Annotated in this window: 16 protein-coding genes; 5 read left to right on the forward strand and 11 right to left on the reverse strand. The window is 61.7% G+C overall.

Going from position 1 to position 19,703, the window contains the following annotated elements; translation table 11 throughout:
- Nucleotides 1-12: 12 nt before the first annotated feature.
- From FIV35_RS06670 to FIV35_RS06690, 5 genes are all read right to left on the reverse strand, one after another.
- On the reverse strand, nucleotides 13-1,242 hold the full coding sequence (locus FIV35_RS06670) for a hypothetical protein (RefSeq protein ID WP_034137142.1): 1,230 nt from the start codon (nucleotides 1,240-1,242) through the stop codon (nucleotides 13-15).
- Entirely contained in the window at nucleotides 1,239-2,474 is a 1,236-nt protein-coding gene (locus FIV35_RS06675; protein WP_083377906.1) for a hypothetical protein, read from the reverse strand. Before FIV35_RS06675 ends, FIV35_RS06670 begins: the two co-directional genes overlap by 4 nt.
- Nucleotides 2,471-3,751 carry a hypothetical protein gene (locus FIV35_RS06680; RefSeq protein ID WP_231980867.1) on the reverse strand — a complete coding sequence of 427 codons (1,281 nt, stop codon included), beginning with the start codon at nucleotides 3,749-3,751 and terminating at the stop codon, nucleotides 2,471-2,473. The genes FIV35_RS06675 and FIV35_RS06680 overlap by 4 nt, the downstream gene beginning before the upstream one ends.
- A complete protein-coding gene (locus FIV35_RS06685) occupies nucleotides 3,729-6,254 on the reverse strand; it encodes a TcfC E-set like domain-containing protein (RefSeq protein WP_034137467.1) in 2,526 nt (841 codons plus the stop codon). The genes FIV35_RS06680 and FIV35_RS06685 overlap by 23 nt, the downstream gene beginning before the upstream one ends.
- A gap of 115 nt (nucleotides 6,255-6,369) precedes the next feature.
- Entirely contained in the window at nucleotides 6,370-6,861 is a 492-nt protein-coding gene (locus FIV35_RS06690) for a CS1 type fimbrial major subunit (protein WP_034096086.1), read from the reverse strand.
- Nucleotides 6,862-7,384: 523 nt separating this feature from the next.
- Between FIV35_RS06690 and FIV35_RS06695 the strand changes: the two genes are divergently transcribed.
- Nucleotides 7,385-7,933, forward strand: coding sequence for a PadR family transcriptional regulator (locus tag FIV35_RS06695; RefSeq protein ID WP_034096085.1), 549 nt, complete (start codon nucleotides 7,385-7,387; stop codon nucleotides 7,931-7,933).
- A complete protein-coding gene (locus tag FIV35_RS06700) occupies nucleotides 7,930-8,697 on the forward strand; it encodes a siderophore-interacting protein (RefSeq protein WP_034137140.1) in 768 nt (255 codons plus the stop codon). The genes FIV35_RS06695 and FIV35_RS06700 overlap by 4 nt, the downstream gene beginning before the upstream one ends.
- Before the next feature lie 78 nt (nucleotides 8,698-8,775).
- On the opposite strand, the gene FIV35_RS06705 is transcribed toward FIV35_RS06700, so the two are convergent.
- Together FIV35_RS06705 and FIV35_RS06710 are read right to left on the reverse strand one after the other, a co-directional pair.
- The gene (locus FIV35_RS06705; RefSeq protein ID WP_034137139.1) at nucleotides 8,776-9,402 is read right to left on the reverse strand and encodes a Pr6Pr family membrane protein; all 627 of its coding nucleotides are present in this window, start codon (nucleotides 9,400-9,402) and stop codon (nucleotides 8,776-8,778) included.
- A 4-nt stretch (nucleotides 9,403-9,406) separates the two neighbouring features.
- Entirely contained in the window at nucleotides 9,407-9,640 is a 234-nt protein-coding gene (locus tag FIV35_RS06710; protein WP_034096082.1) for a VF530 family protein, read from the reverse strand.
- A gap of 149 nt (nucleotides 9,641-9,789) precedes the next feature.
- Between FIV35_RS06710 and FIV35_RS06715 the strand changes: the two genes are divergently transcribed.
- The 3 genes from FIV35_RS06715 (at nucleotide 9,790) to FIV35_RS06725 (ending at nucleotide 14,971) form a co-directional block, all read left to right on the forward strand.
- Nucleotides 9,790-11,808: a TonB-dependent receptor gene (locus tag FIV35_RS06715; protein ID WP_034137138.1), complete on the forward strand. Its 2,019-nt coding sequence runs from the start codon at nucleotides 9,790-9,792 to the stop codon at nucleotides 11,806-11,808.
- 132 nt (nucleotides 11,809-11,940) lie between these two features.
- The gene (locus FIV35_RS06720; protein ID WP_146374954.1) at nucleotides 11,941-12,324 is read left to right on the forward strand and encodes a hypothetical protein; all 384 of its coding nucleotides are present in this window, start codon (nucleotides 11,941-11,943) and stop codon (nucleotides 12,322-12,324) included.
- 229 nt (nucleotides 12,325-12,553) lie between these two features.
- Entirely contained in the window at nucleotides 12,554-14,971 is a 2,418-nt protein-coding gene (locus tag FIV35_RS06725; protein ID WP_083377907.1) for a glucose/quinate/shikimate family membrane-bound PQQ-dependent dehydrogenase, read from the forward strand.
- Between the two features lie 282 nt (nucleotides 14,972-15,253).
- Here the strand turns inward: FIV35_RS06725 and FIV35_RS06730 are convergent, their stop codons facing one another.
- From FIV35_RS06730 to FIV35_RS06745, 4 genes are read right to left on the reverse strand one after another with little or no spacing between them, the layout of a single operon-like run.
- Nucleotides 15,254-15,673, reverse strand: a complete 420-nt coding sequence (locus tag FIV35_RS06730; protein WP_034137137.1) for a group I truncated hemoglobin — start codon at nucleotides 15,671-15,673, stop codon at nucleotides 15,254-15,256.
- Nucleotides 15,673-16,503 (reverse strand): DUF3034 family protein, encoded by an 831-nt coding sequence (locus tag FIV35_RS06735; protein ID WP_034137136.1) that lies wholly within the window; start codon nucleotides 16,501-16,503, stop codon nucleotides 15,673-15,675. Before FIV35_RS06735 ends, FIV35_RS06730 begins: the two co-directional genes overlap by 1 nt.
- 37 nt (nucleotides 16,504-16,540) lie before the next feature.
- Complete coding sequence (locus tag FIV35_RS06740; protein ID WP_034137135.1) at nucleotides 16,541-18,892, reverse strand: putative bifunctional diguanylate cyclase/phosphodiesterase; 2,352 nt, start codon at nucleotides 18,890-18,892, stop codon at nucleotides 16,541-16,543.
- A complete protein-coding gene (locus tag FIV35_RS06745) occupies nucleotides 18,876-19,553 on the reverse strand; it encodes a methylamine utilization protein (RefSeq protein WP_034096073.1) in 678 nt (225 codons plus the stop codon). The genes FIV35_RS06740 and FIV35_RS06745 overlap by 17 nt, the downstream gene beginning before the upstream one ends.
- Nucleotides 19,554-19,703: the final 150 nt, after the last annotated feature.

The following is a 19,703-nucleotide window of genomic DNA, read 5'->3' on the forward strand; positions in this document are numbered from 1 at the left end:
GTGTGACGTCGTTTACAGGTCCGAATCCCAGATCACCGTGGCCATCCCCGAATAGGTGCTGCCGCCCTGGCTCAGCATGTTGTCGGTGTGCTCTCGGCCAACCTCGAAATGCAGGGTGCCGGGTCGGCGATTCACGTAGTGCCCAGGCTGGAACAGTTGGGTGCCCGCGCCGCTGAGCAACAGGGGCTGGCGGTTCACCGCCGAACCATCGGGGCGGTTCAGGCCATAGGGCAGGCTGACGCTGATATCCAGCGGCACCTGGTGGCCGTCGGCGTTGCGCAAGGCGCAGGTGTTGCCCATCACGCGCTCGCACTCCAACTGCATCTTGAAACGCGAAGACGCGGAGATATTGAAGGTCTGGTCACGGAACAGCCGCGCCGGTTTGCGCCCCTGATTCAGCCAGGCTTGCCAGCCGCCCTGGGGCACCAGTTCGATGCGGTTGCCGCCGGGGGGCACTTCGACCTGTAAGGTGTGCAGCACATCCAGACTGAAATTGAGGGTCAACTGGTTGTCGCTGGGGATCACCACGTCGCCGAAATCGAAGTCCTGATGCGGCCCCATGGTGTAGGTGATGTTGCCAACGTATTCCCCTGACGACATGCCCAACGGGTTCGGGGTTCGCAGCGCGTAGGCGAACTCGAAGGTGCTGTACCAAAACCGGGTGATCGTGGTGCCGGGGAATCGGCTGCACACCCCCGCTCCCTCCGGCACCAGCCAGAAGAACAGAGCCAGGGTGTTGTTGCCGGTGAGAAACCCGGTGCTCTGGCAAGGGCTCGGCGCAGTTGACCACTGCCCTTGCCAGGAATATCCAGGCCGCGCCCAGGCACTGGTGTTGGGGCGCACATCCCAACGGTGCCCGATCCCGGCAATGCGCACCTGCACGGTTTCGGTTTCGCCGGTACGGGCATGGGTCACCTGTACATCCCGCCACTCGGACGGCACTTTCCACATTGCGCCTTGGCGCGGATCCTCGTGAAGGGCCTCGATAGGCGCGTTGGCGTTGGCGGCAAAATCGTTGGTGCGAATGGTAAAAATACCCATCTGCTGGCAGCGGTTAGGCATATGCCAGGCGCACACGCCAGTGACCGGCGTGGTGTTGCGAAACTCGTTCTTGGTCGGGTTCGCCGGGTCGGGGACAAATTCGGCGGTGATGTCCTGGGACAGCGCCTGTGCCGTGCCGGTAGCGCCAAGGCCCAACAGGCCGGCCAGCGCGACACGCGCCAATCGTGATGTTCTGCTCATAAATCCGAATCCCAAATAACAGTGGCTTGTCCCGAATAAGTGCTGCCGCCCTGAGCCAGCATGCTGTCGGCATGCTCTTTGGCGACCTCGAAATGCAGGGTGCCGGGGCGGCGATTGACGTAGTAGCCAGGCTGGAACAGCTCGGTACCCGCGCCGCTGAGCAGCAAGGGCTGACGGTTCACCGCCGAACCATCGGGGCGGTTCAGGCCATAGGGCAGGCTGACGCTGATATCCAGTGGCACTTGATGGCCGTCGGCGTTGCGCAAGGCGCAGGTGTTGCCCATCACGCGCTCGCACTCCAACTGCATCTTGAAACGCGAAGACGCGGAGATATTGAAGATCTGGTCACGGAACAGCCGCGCCGGTTTGCGCCCCTGATTCAGCCAGGCTTGCCAGCCGCCCTGGGGCACCAGTTCGATGCGGTTGCCGCCGGGTGGGACTTCGATTTTGAGGTCGTGCTGGACCTCCAGGAAAATACTGAAGGTCAGTTGGTTATCCGTGGGAATCAGCACATCGCCGAAATCGTAATCACCACCAGGCCCCATTGTGTAGGTCAGGCTGCCCGTGTATTCGCCACTGGACATCCCCAAGGGGTTGGGGGTCCGTAGCTCATAGGCGTACTCCATCTGGTAGATACGCATATAGGCCAATTCTTGGGAGGGCTTACGACTGCAGACCCCAGCGCCTTCCGGCACCATCCAAAAATAGGTAGCGGTTTGCAAACCAGCCTTCAAATGACCGGTTGAAATACATGGGCTCGGCGCCCTTGCCCATTGTTGTGTCCAACCAACCCCAGGTTGCGCCCAAGCAGAAACCCCAGGCGGACGCGGCACCTGCCAAAGACCACCAAAACCGGCAATGCGCATTTGCACTGTTTCGGTTTCTCCGGTCTTGGTATGCGTCACCAACACGTTCCGCCAATGCGACGGCACCTGCACCATGAACCCCTGTCGCTCATCGGCGTGATTGGCCAGGATCGGGCCGTTGGACAACGCGTCAAAACCGGGGATGCGAAGGCTGAACAGATTCAGGGCCTGACACTGCGTCGGGATATGCGACTGACAGATAGAGCTGATCGGCGTGGTGTTCTGGAACTTGTTGACCATGGGGTTGGCAGGGTCCGGTTTGAACAGCGCGGTGATGTTCTCGGATATGGCCTGGGCTGTCCCCGTCCCTCCTAGGCTCAACAGTCCGACCAAGACGGCAAGGTTCAACGGTGATGCGCGATTCATAGATCCGAATCCCAAATAACGGTGGCTTGCCCCGAGTAAGTGCTGCCGCACTGAGCCAGCATGCTGTCGGCATGCTCTTTGGCGACCTCGAAATGCAGGGTGCCGGGGCGGCGATTGACGTAGTAGCCAGGCTGGAACAGCTCGGTGCCCGCGCCGCTGAGCAGCAAGGGCTGACGGTTCACGGCCGAACCATCGGGGCGGTTCAGGCCATAGGGTAGGCTGACGCTGATATCCAGCGGCACCTGGTGGCCGTCGGCGTTGCGCAAGGCGCAGGTATTGCCCATCACGCGCTCGCATTCCAACTGCATCTTGAAACGCGAAGAGGCGGAGATATTGAAGGTCTGGTCACGGAACAGCCGCGCCGGTTTGCGCCCCTGATTCAGCCAGGCTTGCCAGCCGCCCTGGGGCACCAGTTCGATGCGGTTGCCGCCGGGTGGGACCTCGACCTTGAGGTCGTGCTCCACACTCAGCGTAAAGTTGAAGGTAAGGACGTTATCGTTGGGCATCATGACGTCGCCCATATCGAAATCCATCCCCGGCCCCACCGTATAGGTCAGGCTGCCCACGTAATCGCCCGAGGACATGCTCAGCGGATTCGGCGTGCGCAGCTCATAACCCAGGTACAGTGACGTGTAGCGCAAGTTCGGCACCCGGAACAACGCCTGTTTGACACAGGTTCCATCTCCTTCCGGGATTCGCCAAAAATACGATGAGCCCGTCGACGTGACTGTTTGAGTTCCGCTGGTTTGCCTGCACGGCAGAGCATCCCTGGCCCACCAGCCTCCGCGCCACATCAAGTTATGCCCAGCAGCGCCCCCAGCCCCGGTCATTTGCGAGACATTGCCGCCCAGCTCATGCCATCCACCCAAGCCACCAATACGCATGTCCAGCGTTTGCTGCTCGCCGGTCCTGACATGCGTGACCTGCACTGAGCGAAACTGCGAGGGCACTCTGAACATGGCGCCTTGGCGCATTTCATTGTCGGCGGCGATGGGCCCATTGGCACTGAAGCTCAAGGGCGATAGCAAACTGGCCAAGCCCCATGTTTCACAAAACGCCGGTTGCCACAGACAATGCCCCAAGTTCGGTGAGGTGTTGACGAACTTGTTCACCATAGGGTTCGCCGGGTCGGGTTTGAACACTGCCGTCACTTCCAGTACGCCCGCGAAAGACAAGGGCGTTGTAACCCCCAGTACCAGCGCGATCGCCACACGCTGGATGCGTTTGAGTCCTGCTCTGCACAAAATCACACCGTTAACCCGCTTTGCCACTGCCATTGAAGGCCTCCGCTAACGTATCCGCGGTGCAGCGCAAGTCGCCGATCATCAGCACGTTGCTTTCCTCACGGGCCTTGGAAGGATCGAGTAGGAATTGGCAGAGCAACTGGTTGTTGCGCCGCACTTCGAGGGTGGGCGAGCTGGCGTTCATCTCAAGGGAGAAGAAGCCGTCGACTTCGCTGACGCCACGGGTGGCGTGGTTGATCACATGCAGGCCCTTGAGCGGCTTGCCCTGAGGGTCGACCAGGCGCCCGAGCACGGTGACGGTCTGCATCACGCTGATCTTGCGGTAATCCACCCCGCCCTTGTTCAGGTGGTAGCGGGTGCGTTGCGGCTGGATCGAGGCCGACGGCGCATGGTTGCCTTCGAAGTCGAAGCTGACCGAGCTGCCTTTGTAGGCCGCCACCGGAATGAAGTTACGCCCCGGTCGCAATGCCGTGCTGCCGCCGCTCATGTCATCGGCGCGCAGGGCGATGTCATCCACGTCGGTTTCCACGTCCACGATCAAGCCGGAACCGGACCCGTGGTACTGGCTGGTGAGCACCATTTCCCGCTGCCCCATGGCGAAGGTGCTGTCCAGGTTCAGGCCGCCGGACAGTTCGTTGTTGAACGAAGAACGCTGGACGAAGCCGTCGCCAGTGACCACGTCGTTCTGGAAACTGGCCATGCCGGACAGACCGACGCCGTAAGTGTCGGTGATCGCGGTCGCCGACACGCTTTGCAGGACGTGATCCTTGAGGTCTTTGCGGTAGGTCAGCGAGGCGTTGTTGTCGCGAGTGCCGTCACGGGCGGTACGGGTGCCGATGCTGGCGGACCATTGCTCGCCCGGCGCACCGAGGGCCAGGCTGACACTCAGGTCGACGCCGCGGTTGCGCCGGTCACCGGTGCTGGCGGTCGCCGGCCGGTCGAACACCGACAACCGCCAGTTGGCGTCGTTGCCGAACAGGTGGGTGCGTTCGGTCCAGCCCAAGTCCAGGCCCAGGCCATCGGTATTGCCTTGGCTGTACGACACGCGGCCATTGATCGAACGCAGGTTGCTGAGCCGGTGGTTGAGGGACAGCGATGCGTTGCTGGTCTGGCCGACGAATACATCGCGCTGGCGGATGCGCGTGCCGTCGGGCAGGGTTTCGTAGGTGTTGCGGGTGTCGAGCCAGCTACGGGTGTAGTTGAACACCACCGTGCCGGCACCGTAGTTGTAGAGGGCGTTGAAGTCGGCGCCGGTGCCGTATTTTTCGGTCTGGTACAGGTTGGCATACAGGCTGGCGTAGTTGGCCAGGGTCCAATCGATGGAGGTGCCGTACTGCATGTTGTCCTTGACCTGGCGCCCGGACACGCCCAGCACCACGCGTGGGTGTGCCAGGTAATTCAGCGAGACCCCGGCGGTCGGATCGCCGCTGGTCTGCTCTTCGTAGTTGCTCAGCAGTTTGCTTTCCCGGCCGGCAAACAGGTTATAGCGCCAGCGCTCGTCGAGGTTGCGCCAGTTGTTGGGTTTGTAGACCAACTCTTGTGTGGTGCTGGTGATCTGGCCGTCTTCGATCAGGCGCACTTCCACTTCATAAATGCCGCCCGGCAAGGCACGGGTGTCCAGACTCTGCAAACCGCTGCCGACGGCCTGGGTGTTGATCAGCAGGCCATTGCGGTAAATCTCCACCGATGCCTGGCGGCTGGCGGTGACGTAAATCGGATACACGGCAGGCTTGGGGTTGTTAATCATCAGGCTGTCGGAGCTGCCGTACATCACCCCGATGGCGGTGTCCGGGCTCGCGCCGAAGGAGCGCAGTTGGCGGGTCAAACCTTCGGAGTTGGGGGTGAAATAGCCCAAACGCAGGAACTTGCCTTGCAGCTCGCGCTGGGTGTAGAGCGAATAAACGGCGTGGTTGAGGTCCTGGTCATCCGGCCCGCCCAGCCGCGACAACTGCATGTTCAGGGTCTGGCTCCACAGGCCCAGGCTGCTGCTGGCATCCAGGCCGAAGCGCCCGCCCAGGTCCTGGCCTTCGCCGCCACTGAGGTTCAATTGGTTACGTACGATCAGGCCGGTGCTGCCGCCGGTGGGTAGGAAGTAGTAACGCTCTTCGTCGGCGTCACGTTCGGCGTCCTCGGTCAGCAGGGAAACCTTGGAACCTTCCAGGTTGTAGTGCACCGCCAGGAGTTTTTCCGGGCAGTTACTTTCGCAGCTTCCCAGTTTCACGCCTTGTTTCAGATAGTCGGCCCAGCGATCGCGCTCGTCGTCCTTGATCACGCTGCCGTCGTGGTCGGTGAATTCGAGCAAGGTCAGGCGGTCATCCCGCGATAGCACCACCATCGCTTCAGAAACAAACTCCTGATCGAGTTCAACCCTGACCGCCAGAGGCACATCAAAAAAATGCTCTTCAAAGTCTGCCGGCAAACCCTTGGCCTGGGAGAGCAAACTACGGGGTGTGGTGCCGTTGGCGGGATCTGCCGCCAACGCGCCCGCACAAAACAACAGGGCGAGCGCTGCCGCGATGGGAGTCATCGGGAACATGAACGGAATACTCTGATTTTCGAACTGCAATAAGGGAACCGATCAACCGACATGACTGCCTGCCGATCGGTATCACTACCCAATAAGCCGACGCTTATTGATCAGCGGGCCTGCCTCACTGAGTGACGCGAGGCTCGTGATCGAACACGATGGTGTAGTTGGTGGTGAACAGCCCGGAAACACCGTCAGCCGGCTTGGCCGCGGCAATCACCAGATCAGCCTGAGTACCCGGCGTGGAGCTGGCGTCATCGACCACTTCCAGCGGCGAGCCGGTCAGCACCACACCGTTGAAGGTGTTGGTCAGAGCGATGGCGTCGGTGCCGTTGCTCAACGAAGCAGGACCACCTTCGATGTAGGCTTTGATGGAGCCTTCGGTGTTTTTCACGTCGTAGGTGGCGCGCAAGGAACTCAGCTCACCGGACACGGTGTTGTAGTTCATGACTTCGTCACGACCAAAGTTCGGGTCACGCGGTTGAACGTGGAACTGTTTAGTCGGGATCGAGGCTTTGATGTTGATGACGCTGGACGCTTCACCGACAGCGAACACACTGGACGAACCGAAAGCCAGGGCAATCAGTGGCAGTACGAAAGCGGTTTTTTTAAGCATTTTAAGTACCTGTTATCGCATTAAGAGCGTTAGTTGAAAAACTCAGTTTCGTGCGTGGCACAACTCGAAAAAACCGAGTCCTGCGACGCACGTAAATAGTCCCTCGAAACGCCTTTTCGCGAAGCCAGTACTTTCGTTTAAAGCAGTAGTTAATCACGACACGACAAGACAGAAGAAAACCTTGATATTCAATATCATGGATATTAACTGTAAGCCGCTTATTACATCACTTAATGCAGCGTACTACTTGCATTAACAACTCGACTGTAAGACGAATACTACATGCCGTACAGGGCCTGATTATTATCTGATTTAGAGTAATAACTCCAACTAACAAGTTAGTATCAGACACTTGAAAACGCTACTTATTTGCTGAGTAAAACAGCCGATCAGCCGCCGTTGCAGACCCAGTGCAGCCCAGCTCGCAAGGGCTTGCGCGCGCCGATACCGTTCGTCAGAGGTTTTTGCATGACTCATAAGATATATCTTAAGTTGTATCTAAATGAGACAGGAGAGCATGACCATGAGAGACCCTCATCACCACCGAGACCACGGTGACAGCCGCGACGGCTTCGACAAACGCCCCGGCCGCGAACGCGGCGGGCGCGGCCCACGGGTGTTTGCGCCGGGGGATTTGAAATTGCTGCTGCCGGCGCTGATCGCCGAACAGCCGTGCCACGGCTACGATTTGATCCGCCGCATCGAAACCTTGTTCGACGGCGCCTACACCCCCAGCCCTGGGGTGATCTACCCCACGCTGACGTTCCTGGAAGAAAGCGAGTTGATCGCCGGCGACAGCGAAGGTGGAAAAAAACGCTACACCATCACCGACGCCGGTCGTCTCTTCTTAAGCGAACAGGCGGTTGCCCTCGATGGCATTCGTTTGCGCATGGACGTCAGCAAACGCTCGTTGCGCGGCCACGACCGCCCGCCGGAAATCCACGAGGCGGTGCATAACCTGCGCCATGCCTTGCATTCGCACCACGGGCGCTGGAGCCCGGAAGAAATCGTGCGGGTCGCCGCGTTGCTCAACGGCACCGCCCAAGCCATCGCTGACGGGAAAGCTCAATGAATAAGCCAGGTATCCACCGCGTCACCCACGAGATCAAACGCCGCCGCCTCGACGTGCTGCGCGTGGTCGACATTACCCCACGCATGCGCCGCATCACCTTGGGCGGGCCGGAACTGGCGGGCTTTATCAGCCTGGGCAGCGACGACCACATCAAGTTGCTGTTCCCACGCAACGCGGCCGAACAGGCCGCGCTGGACAGCCCGACGTTCAACATCAAGGGCGACGGCCCGCAACCGGCCATGCGCGACTACACCCCGCGCCGCTATGACGCGCAACGCGGCGAACTGGACATCGACTTCGTGCTGCACGGCGATGGCCCCGCCTCCACTTGGGCCGCACAGGCTACGCCCGGCCAGCACCTGCACATCGGCGGGCCACGGGGTTCGATGATCGTGCCGGACATGTTCGACAGCTACCTGTTGATCGGCGACGAAACCGCGCTGCCGGCCATCGGCCGACGCCTGGAAGAACTGCCCGTCGGGCGCAAGGTATTGGCCGTGATCGAAATCGCCGATGCGGCGGAACGCCAGACGCTGCACAGCAACGCCGATGTCGAGGTGATCTGGGTGCTGCGTGGCCAGGATGACCTGCTGGAAGCCGTGCAAAACCTGACATTGCCCAAGGGCTCGCTGTACTGTTTTGTGGCGACCGAGACCCAATTGGCGCGGCGGGTGCGCCGGGTGTTGCTCGATACGCATCGAGTAAACGAGGAGTACCTCAAGGCCGTCGGCTACTGGCGCGCTGACGGCAGCGAAGAGGCATAACTCATCGCTCCAACAGGATGAAGCCCCACTCCTGATAGCAGCATGTCAGCCAACGATGAAGCGGCTGACATGCCCGCATCAGAGGGATGGCGCTCGCAAAGACTTGTCCATCCCCACCACCAACAACGCAATCAGCACAAACCCCGCCAGAATGCCGCCGGCATTCACGAACACCTGTGGATAACCCAGGGTGCTCACATCGATGAACGGGTACTGATACTGCCCGAGCAAATCCCCCCGCAACAGCGCGTAGCCGAAGTACACCAGCGGGTAAATCACCCACAGGCCGATATGGGTTAAACGCAACTGTCCCTTGGGCACGCAACGCCACCAATACAGCGCAAACAGCACGGGCATGACGTCGTGCAGCAATTCGTCGGCAATGAATTGAAAACCTTCGGGCTGCCACAGATGTCGCAGCAACAGGTTGTAAGCCACGCCCACCACCACAATGCTCACCGCGATGCCGCTACTCACCGCCGGCGCGAGAAAAAACCGCTGCGCCGCCGACGGGCGTTTGACCAGGGCATAACTGAGCACCACCGCCGCCAGGGTGTTGGTCAACACGGTGAAGAAACTGAAAAAGTTGATCAGCCCGCCCATCAGGCTGGCGCCGGACTCCCAGCGCGAATAGAAAATCAGGTACTGCTGAATCGCCAGGCCCACCCAACCGGCCAGTGCCGCTGCTGCCACATACCGCTTCATGGGATCAATCCAACGGTCGTTTGGTGCGCATCAGCTTCACGTACAGCCCTTCGACTTTTTCCCGCGCCCACGGGGTTTTGCGCAGGAAGGTCAGGCTCGACTTGATACTCGGGTCGCTCTTGAAGCAGCGGATATCAATGCGCTCGGCCAGGCCTTGCCATTCGTAATGTTCCACCAGCGTAGTGAGGATGTGTTGCAGGGTGACGCCGTGGAGCGGGTCGTTGCTTGTCGCGGTCATGCCAGGCCTATGAAAAAAGGGGGTCGGAAAGGTGCACACCTTATCACCCCGTCAGACCAGGTAAAAAAGTTCCCGTTCCCAGCAAAAAGAGATGTTATATTGTAACTATAACTTTCAAATCTTTTCGCCGTTTTTCCAAGGAATGTCCGATGTCCCTCCCCTCCGTCTGGCGCTTGACTCCACTGGCCGCCGCTCTGTTGATCTGCACCGAAACCCACGCTCTGGAACTGCCGACCCAAGTGGTCACCGGCAATCCGCTGGGCAGTGAACAACTGGCCTCGCCCACCACCGTGCTGGAGGGCGATGAACTGACCTTGCAGCAAAAAGGCAGCCTCGGTGAAACCCTGAACAAACAGCCGGGGGTGTCCTCGTCCTACTTCGGCCCGGGCGCCAGCCGACCGATTATTCGCGGCCAGGACGGCGACCGCATTCGCCTGCTGCGCAATGGCGTGGGCGCGCTGGATGCGTCGTCGCTGTCTTACGACCATGCGGTGCCGCTGGACCCGGTCAATGTGGAGCGCATCGAGATCGTGCGGGGCCCCGCCGCGCTGTTGTACGGCGGCAGCGCCATCGGCGGCGTGGTCAATACCTTCGATAACCGCATCCCCACCGAGGCCATCGAAGGCATCCACGGTGCCGGCGAGCTGCGCTACGGCGGCGCGGACACCACCCGCAGCAGCGCCGGCAAACTGGAGGCCGGCAACGGCACGTTCGCCCTGCATCTGGACGCCAGCGCGCGGTCGTTCAATGACCTGAAAATCCCCGGTAGCGCACGCAGCCGCCACGCTCCGGACAGCGACGACGGCCCCGGCAAAAACGGGCGCCTGGGTAACAGCGACGGGCGTCAGGACGGCGGCGCGGTGGGCGGCTCCTACACCTGGGACGACGGTTACGCCGGGCTGTCCTATAGCAACTACGACAGCAACTACGGTTCGCCCGCTGAACAGGACGTGCGAATTCGCATGCAGCAGGATCACTACGCGTTTGCGTCGGAGATCCGCAACCTGCAGGGGCCGTTTACCTCGGTGAAACTCGACGCGGGCTACACCGATTACGAACACCGCGAAATCGAAGGCGGCGAAACCGGCACGTTGTTCAAGAACGAAGGCTACGAGGCACGGGTGGAAGCGCGGCATCAGCCAATCGGCCCCCTGGATGGCGTGCTCGGTGCCCAGGTGACGCGCAACGAGTTCTCGGCCCTGGGTGAAGAAGCCTTCGTGCCGCAGACCGACACCACCGCCGGCGCAGTGTTTATCCTCGAAGAACTGCAAGCCACCGAACGCCTCAAGCTCAGCCTCGGCGGGCGCCTGGAGCACACCCAAGTCGACCCGGACGCCAAGGGCAACGCGCGTTTCGCCGGGGCTGACCAAAGCAATAACTTCACCGCCGGCAGCCTGTCGTCGGGCGCGGTGTATACGCTGACGCCGATCTGGTCCCTGGCCGCAACCCTGGGCTACACCGAGCGGGCACCGACCTTTTATGAGCTGTACGCCAACGGCGCCCACGTCGCTACCGGCACATTCGAGTTGGGCGACGCCAATCTGAACAAAGAAAAAGCCGTATCCAGCGACGTGGCGCTGCGTTTCGACAATGGCACCCACCAGGGCAGCTTCGGTGTGTTCTACAGCCACTTCTCCAATTACATCGGTTTGTTGGGCACCGGTCGTACGCTGAACGACGAAGGTGAAGAAGACCCGGCCGGCATCCCTGAGTACGAATACTCCGGTGTGCGTGCGCGATTCGCCGGCTTCGAAGCCCAGGACCACTGGAAACTTGGAGAAGGCGCCTACGGGAAATTTGCGCTGGAACTGTCAGGCGATTACACCCGCGCCACCAACCTGGATACCGGCGAAGCCTTGCCGCGCATTGCGCCATTGCGCTTGAACAGCGGCCTGCTGTGGGAACTGGACCGCTGGCAGGCGCGCATCGACGTGGAGCATGCCGCCGGCCAGGGCCGCGTACCGGATAACGAAAGCGGCACCGATGGCTACACCACCCTGGGCGCCAGTGCCGGCTACCGCTTCAACGTCGGCGGCAGCCAATGGCTGGCCTTTGTGAACGGTGAAAACCTCACCAACCAGACCGTGCGCTATGCCAGCTCGATCCTGCGAGACATCGCCCCGGCACCGGGACGCAGCGTGCAGGTGGGCATTCGTACGACCTTTTAAAAAGCCGAGGTTCTTGTGGTGAAGGCGCCGGCCCCGCGCGGGGCAAGCCCGCTCACCACAAAAGAGCCGCTTCTTTTCAGCAAAGAAATATAGATACCCGCGTTGCACGCTGTGGGAAGGGGCTTGCCCCCGATGGCCATCGGCATCTACATAGATCTCAGGCTGACCCACAACGGTGTGGTGAGCGGGCTTGCCCCGCGCGAGGCAAGCTCTCTCACCACAAAAGAATCGCTTCTTTTCAGCAAAGAAAATGTAGATACCCGTGCTGCACGCTGTGGGAGCGGGCTTGCCCCCGATGGCCATCGGCATCTACATAGATCTCACAGGCTGACCCACAACGGTGTGGTGAGCGGGCTTGCCCCGCGCGGGGGCAGTTCGTTCGCCATTCAATTCAAGGCTGAAACCGCCGTGCATGCAGCGACGTTCTGTCACTGTTACCAAATCGGAAATGATGCATCTTGCGATTTGCGCTTTCTCTCGGCGCGTCATCTCTTTATCCTTGCCGCAACAAACTGAAACGTTTCACGCCTGCGGTCGATTCCATCTTGCCGAATATCTCCCACACCCAAGACAGCGCTGTCTTATCTCGACCTGCGCCTGGGGTTCAATCGCCCGCCGGTGGATAACCCCCGCTATCCCCCACAAAAACCGAAATAACGCTGAACCAAGCCCGCGCCGAATCGTCATCTACAGTGAGTGAAGCACGGGGTTACACAATTATTCCAACGTCACGGAGAAACACACTATGAGCACTGATGGTGCTTCGAGCCCAAGCCGCCTGCTGCCCAGGCTGCTCGGCGTCTTGCTGCTGATCATGGGCCTGGCCCTGCTGGCCGGCGGTATCAAGCTGACCACGCTCGGCGGGTCGCTGTACTACCTGCTGGCCGGTATCGGTATCACCCTCACCGGCATTCTGCTGCTGGCCACCCGCCGCGCGGCACTGGGCCTGTACGCACTGGTGCTGTTCGCCAGCACCGTGTGGGCACTGTGGGAAGTCGGCCTGGATTGGTGGCAACTGGTGCCGCGTCTGGCGCTGCTGTTCGCCCTGGGCATCGTCATGTTGCTGCCGTGGGTTCGTCGCCCGTTGCTGCGTGGTCAACCTGCGCCACTGGGCACCGGCGCGCTGAGCGTGGCCGTGGTGCTGGCCGGTGCGACCGCCCTGGCCAGCCAATTCACCAACCCCGGTGAAATGGTCAAGACCGGCGAACTGGACCGTGACGCTGTACCGGGAATGGCCAGCGTTGCGCCGGCCCAGGCCGATGGCGACTGGAATTCCTACGGCCGTTCGGCCTTTGGTGATCGCTATTCGCCGCTGGCGCAGATCACCCCGGAGAACGCGCACAAACTGGTGCCGGCGTGGACCTATCGCACCGGCGACATCCCTGGCCCTAACGATCCGGGCGAGACCACCGCGGAAAACACCCCGCTGAAAGTCAACGGCATGCTCTACGTGTGCACGCCGCACAGCCAGGTCATCGCTCTGGACCCGGACACCGGTAAGGAAATCTGGCGCTTCGATCCGAAGATCAGCAGCCAGGGTGCCGAGAACTTCAAGGGCTGGGCGCACATGACGTGCCGTGGCGTGTCTTATCACGACGACGCCGTCTACGCCTCCGAGCAGAGCCCAACCGGCAGCGCCAGCCCGGCCGCCGCGCCGAATGCCTGCCCGAAACGCATCTTCGTGCCGACCGCCGACACCCGCCTGATCGCCCTGAACGCCGACACCGGCAAGATGTGCGAAGACTTCGGCGACAAAGGCCAAGTCGACCTGCGTGCCAATATCGGTAGCTTCGCCCCAGGCGGTTACTACTCCACCTCGCCACCGGCCGTGACCAAAAACCTGGTGGTGATCGGTGGTCATGTGACCGACAACGTTTCCGTCGACGAGCTAAGCGGTGTAATCCGTGCGTTCGACGTGCACACTGGCAAGCTGGTGTGGAACTGGGACAGCGGCAACCCGGACGACACCACCCCGTTGGCCGAGGGCAAGACCTACACCCGTAACTCGCCGAACATGTGGTCCATGTTCGCCGTGGATGAAAAACTCGGCATGCTCTACCTGCCGATGGGCAACCAGATGCCCGACCAGTACGGCGGCGACCGTACCGATGAATCCGAGAAGTACGCCGCGGGCCTGACCGCCCTGGACATCGACACCGGCCATGTGAAGTGGACCTTCCAGTTCACTCACCATGACCTGTGGGACATGGACGTTGGCGGCCAGCCTTCGCTGATCGACATCAAGACCGAAGCCGGCGTGAAGCAGGCGGTGATGGCGTCGACCAAACAGGGCAGCATCTACGTGCTGGACCGTACAACCGGCCAGCCGGTGGTGCCGATCCACGAAGTGGCCGTGCCTCAGGGCGCAGTCGCGGGCGACCGTACCTCCCCTACTCAGCCGAAGTCCGAACTGAACTTCATGCCACCGCCGCTCAAAGAGCGTGACATGTGGGGTGTGACGCCGTTCGACCAGATGCTGTGCCGTATCGATTTCAAATCCATGCGCTATGACGGTCCGTTCACCCCGCCGTCGTTGCAGGGTTCGATCGTGTACCCAGGCAACTTCGGTGTGTTCGACTGGGGTGGCATTTCCGTCGACCCAGTACGTCAGATCGCCTTCGTGAACCCGAGCTACATGGCGTTCAAATCCAAACTGATCCCGGCCGCCGACATCGCCAAGCAAGGCCCGCGCGTCAGCGAAACCGAAGGCGTGCAGCCGAACAAAGGCGCACCGTACGGTGTGATCCTTGAAGCCTTGCTGTCGCCGATGGGCTTGCCCTGCCAGGCGCCGGCGTGGGGTTATGTGGCGGCGGTAGACCTGACCACCCACAAGACCATCTGGATGCACAAAAACGGCACCGTGCGTGACAGCTCGCCGGTTCCAGTGCCACTGACCATGGGCGTACCGAGCCTGGGCGGCACCTTCACCACGGCCGGTGGTGTGGCGTTCCTCAGCGGCACCCTCGACCAATACCTGCGCGCCTATGACGTGAAAAACGGCAAGCAACTGTGGGAAGGCCGCCTGCCAGCCGGCGCCCAAACCACCCCGATGACCTACACCGGCAAGGACGGCAAGCAATACGTGCTGGTCATGGCCGGCGGTCACGGCTCCCTGGGCACCAAGCAGGGTGACTATGTGATGGCGTTCAAACTGCCGGAATAAGCGTTACCGGCGATAAGACAAAGGCGGCTTCCCTTACGGGTAGCCGCCTTTTTCATGGGCTCGCCCTGCCCACCACAGTGTTGTGGGTCAGCCTTTGAGATTTATGTAGATACCGACGACCATCGGGGGCAAGCCCCCTCCCACATTGCACAGCATCGGTATCTATATTGCTTCGTTGAAAACATGCAGTTCTTTTGTGGGTCAGTCTGTGAGGTTTGTGTAGATACCGTGAGCCATCGGGGGCAAGCCCCCTCCCACATTGGAATGGGGTTGGCGCTGGGATCAGTGCTCGATCACGTCGCCGCGCATGCGTGCCAGGCGGGCGAGCAGGCGGTTTTGTGTGGGCACTGGGATCCCTTCGCTGTCCATCGCTTTGATCAGATCCTCCACCAGCGCGTTGAAATCACTGCGGCTGACGTTCTGGCCTTTGTGGCTCTCGGCCATGCTGTCGCCGGTGTAGGTGCATGGCCCGCCGGCTTCGACGCAGAACTGTTCGATCAGTTTGTTGCGCAGGCGCTGGATGTCGATACGCCGGAAGCGCTCGACGATGCGTTCGTCGCGGGCGATGTTGAGCAGCATGCCTTCGACGATGCGGGTGATGCCGGGCATGGCGCCGAGGTCGCGGTAGAGGCTGTCGTCCTTGGGCGGTTGCTGGGCGCAGGCGCTCAGCAGCACCAGCAGTAGCACGGGCAATACGCGCATCAGAAACTCCCCTGGACGGACAGGTAAGTGCCGTTCTGGTTATCCAACGTGGCGATTTCCCCCAGCCGTGCGTACGCCAGCACAAACGACACATGCTTGCTGGGGAAGTAAGCGAGGAACACGTCCGCCCAGTCGCTTTCTCCGGCGAAGGACAGGTTGTCGGGTTTCTCGCGGTACTCCACACCCAGCGCCCAGCGCGGGTTGAACAGCAGCGCCACCGAGCCTTCCTTGAGCAGGCTGCGGCGGTCGCGGCGGTCGCCGCCAAAACCGAGCAGGCCGGTTTCATTGGCGCGGCTGTAGCGCAGGCCGCCGTTGACCAGCACGTTGTAGCCAAAGGCCGCGCCCATGAACAGGCGGCTGGCGGCCAGGTAGCCTTCCACGTCGCTGTCACGCTTGGCGCCGACCAGGCGCGGAATATCGAACGTGTTCTGATGCTTGTATTGCAGGCCCAGCGAAACCTGGGGCAAGCGGTCGTAGATCACATCGCCGAACAGCCGCACTTTGACCCCCAGCACATCCTGGCCGAGGTGGTCGTCGGGCAGGTTCAGCTTGTGTACCAAGGTGCCCAGGTCAAAACGTTGCCGAGCGAAAGAGACTTCCACGCGGTTGTCGTAGGCCAGCGCCAACCCGGCGACATCGAGCCGGTAGTCCGGCAGGTCGACCGTGGTGGCAAACGCCGTGGCGCCCCATTCGTGTTGCTCGCCGTAACCGGTGAGCACCGCCCACGGTGTGATGCCGCCGCCCGCCGCGCCTTCCAGGCTGCTGGCGCCGCCAGTGGCAATCAGGCGACCGTTATCGGCCAGGGCGGAGGGCAGGCTCAGGCTGGCCATGCAACCGATCAGTAGAGAAAGACGCACGTCATAGCCCTCAATGCACCTGCGAAGTTTGCGCACTGAGAGGCAAGGCCACCCAGGCTTCGAAAGCGTCGGCGCTCAAGGGCCGACTGATCAGGTAACCCTGCGCCGTATCGCATTGCCAGCGCTCCAGCAGGCGCAGGCTGTGGGCGTACTCGACCCCCTCGGCGACCACCTTGAGGCCAAGGTTATGGCTCATCTCGATGGTGGAACGCACGATCACTGCGTCTTCGCTGGTTTCGTCCAGGTTGCGCACAAACGACTGGTCGATCTTCAACTCTTGCACCGGCAGGCGCTTGAGGTGGGCCAACGACGAGTACCCGGTGCCAAAGTCATCCACCGACAGGCTGATGCCGCACTCGCGCAGCAGGTGCAGCACTTTCAAGGCCTTTTCCGGTTCGCGCATCACCGCGCTTTCGGTGATCTCGAACACCAGCTGTTCGGCCGGCAGCCCGTAGCGCCGCAACAGCGCCGAAACGCGGTGGGCCAGCTCATCGCCAAGCAAATCGTCGGCCGAGATGTTCAGCGACAGTTGCAGGTACAGGCCTCGGCGGTTCCATTCGCACAACTGGCGGATGCCCTCTTCGATCACCCACTGGGTCAGCAACTGGATGCTGCCCGAACGCTCGGCCAGAGGGATGAATTCCGCCGGCGAAACCATGCCGAACTGCGGATGCTGCCAGCGCAACAGGGCTTCAGCCTGACGCACATGGCCCAGACGAATATCCAGTTTGGGCTGGTAGTGCAGCAGCAACTGGCCTTGGCCGGGGGCGTGGCGCAGGTCGCGGATCAGGGTGATCTGGCGACGATGAGCAAGGTCGCGGCCCGGCTCGTACACCTGCAAGCGACCGGGCATTTGCGCGGCGTCCTTCATGGCAATCGCTGCGCGTTCCAGCAGGCTTTGCGCAGAATCGCCATCGTCCGGGTACACCGCGATGCCCAAGCGGCAGTCGAGCGCCAGGTCGTGGCCGGCAATACGCTGGGGGCGCAATAGCAATTGCTGCAGCTTGTCGGCCAGGCCCACCGCCTCGTCACGACCGGCGCCGTCAAGCAGCAGCAGGAACTCGTCGGCGATCAGATGCGCCAGGGTGTCCCGTGGGCGCAGCACGGCCTGCAGGCGGCGGCTGACATTGAGCAACAACTCATCCACGGCGTCCGGCCCGGCGGTTTCGCTGGCGGCGCGCAGGTTGTCGATGCCCAGGTAAATCAGCGCCATCGGCCGCTGGGTGGCAATCGCGCTGCCCAGGCGCTCCATGGCCAGCGCACGGTTGGGCAAACCGGTGAGGCGATCATGCAGCGCGTTGTGGGCCAGTTGCTGTTCACGCTCGGCGATGCCGCTTTGCATCGCGTTGAGCGCCACGGCCAGGCGGCCCAGTTCGTCGCTGCGGGTCAGGATGACCGGGGTCTGGTAGTCGCCATGGCCAATGCGTTCGGCGGCCTGGGCCAAGGCTTGCACCGGACGCGACACGCCCCGCGCCAGCAGCAATGCGCCGACCAGCGACGCCGCCAACGCAACCAGTGCGATGGCCAGAATCTTTTCATCCAATGGCACAAAGGCTTGCATTGCCGAATCCAGCGGGCTTTGCAGCAAGGCCAGCACCTGGCTGTCGGCGTCGCTGGCCAACACCAGCGATTGGCTGAGAAAACGGTGTGCCAGATGCTCGGTGGTGGACACGCCCTCATGGGTGGACGCCCCCAGCATCAGACTGACGATACTGTCGCGCAGCACCTGGGGTTGGGTGCTGACCAGCGTCCCGGGCTGCTGGCGGTCGATGGCCAGGAACGACACTTCCAGATTGCTCAACGAACGCAGTTCATCGGCGAACGCCGTGTCCATGCTGAAGCCCATCACCACCCGCGCAATCGGCAACGGCGCCAACACCGGCGCTTCCACCAGCAGGTGCGGCGTGCCTTGCAGCGGCACGATCAACAACGCGGCCTGGCGCTGGCGGCGCATTTCGCGCAATGCCTGGTCGTAACGAAAGCTCGAACCCTCGGCGACTTCGTCGACGGTGCTGGCCAGGACTTTGCCGTCCATGCCCAGCAAGATCATGTCGCTGGCATTGATGCGTTTGCCATGGTTGAGCAGCACCGAGCGCATCGTCGCCGAATCGCCACTGGCCACGGCATCGCGAAAGCCGAAGTCGGCCGCCAGCAGTTGCACGCCATCGGCCAGGCGCCGGCCGCGCACATCCAGCAAACGCTCGAACACCCGCGTGCCCACCTGCAACTGGGCCAGCGCCTGGCCATGGACAGCCTGGCGGGTGGCCATCTTGACGCTGAAATACAGCGCGCCGATCACCACCAGCGACAGCAGGATCAGGACCGTGGCGACCCGCGCCTGGTAACTACTGCGCAGTTTCACGGGCAGCTCGATTGAAGGCGTCACCGAAGGCGGTCGGCGCCGGTGGCAGGTCTGCCGAGGCGGGTTGCAGGGTGAGCTGCACGCGGTGGCTCAGGCCGGCGGCGGGAATATGCAAGGTGCCGCCGTCCAGCGGCTGCATATCCGCCAGTTGCGGGTGCCACAGGGTGGCGTGGTAATCCCCCGGCGCCAATGGTTCCAGGCGCACACGGCCTTGGGCATCGCTGACACCGAAGTGAGGATCGTCGGTGACATAGATATAGCCGAGCATCCAGTCATGGATATTGCAGCCCAGCACCACCACGCCCGGTTTGTCGAACAGCAGTGGCGCGGTCGGCGTGCCTTCGTACAGGCGCAGTTCGAAACGCTTGGCGGCCGAAAATGAATACACCTGATGGCGAATATTGTCGCTATTGGGGAAGCGCACCTGGGTGCCGGTATGCACCGCCAGCACATGCGGGGCGAAGCGCTGGCCACGTTGGTCCATCTCCGCCTTGGGCGCGACGGCCGCCACAGCGGCCGGGCCTTGCAAAGTCACAACCGCATCGCTGACCGGGCTGCCATCGGCCTGCTGCACCAACACCTCAAGGGTGGCCGCCGAGACGGGCGCTGCCGCCGCCAGCAACAGCATCATGCGAGATAACAGGTTTACACATCGGGCCATGGGAGATCCGGTAGAAAGCGGCCAGCCTTGGCGGAAAAGAACGGTTACGGCCATGATGCCGCAATCAAGGCAAAATGCCACTATTGAACACAGGAGGACGCTAAACCGTTGGTCGGTAAAAAACTGTGCAAACGGTCAGGCTCCGTAGAA

Origin of the sequence: Pseudomonas rhodesiae (assembly GCF_007858255.1) — a bacterium.
In the GTDB taxonomy this organism is placed as follows: Bacteria; Pseudomonadota; Gammaproteobacteria; order Pseudomonadales; family Pseudomonadaceae; genus Aquipseudomonas; species Aquipseudomonas rhodesiae.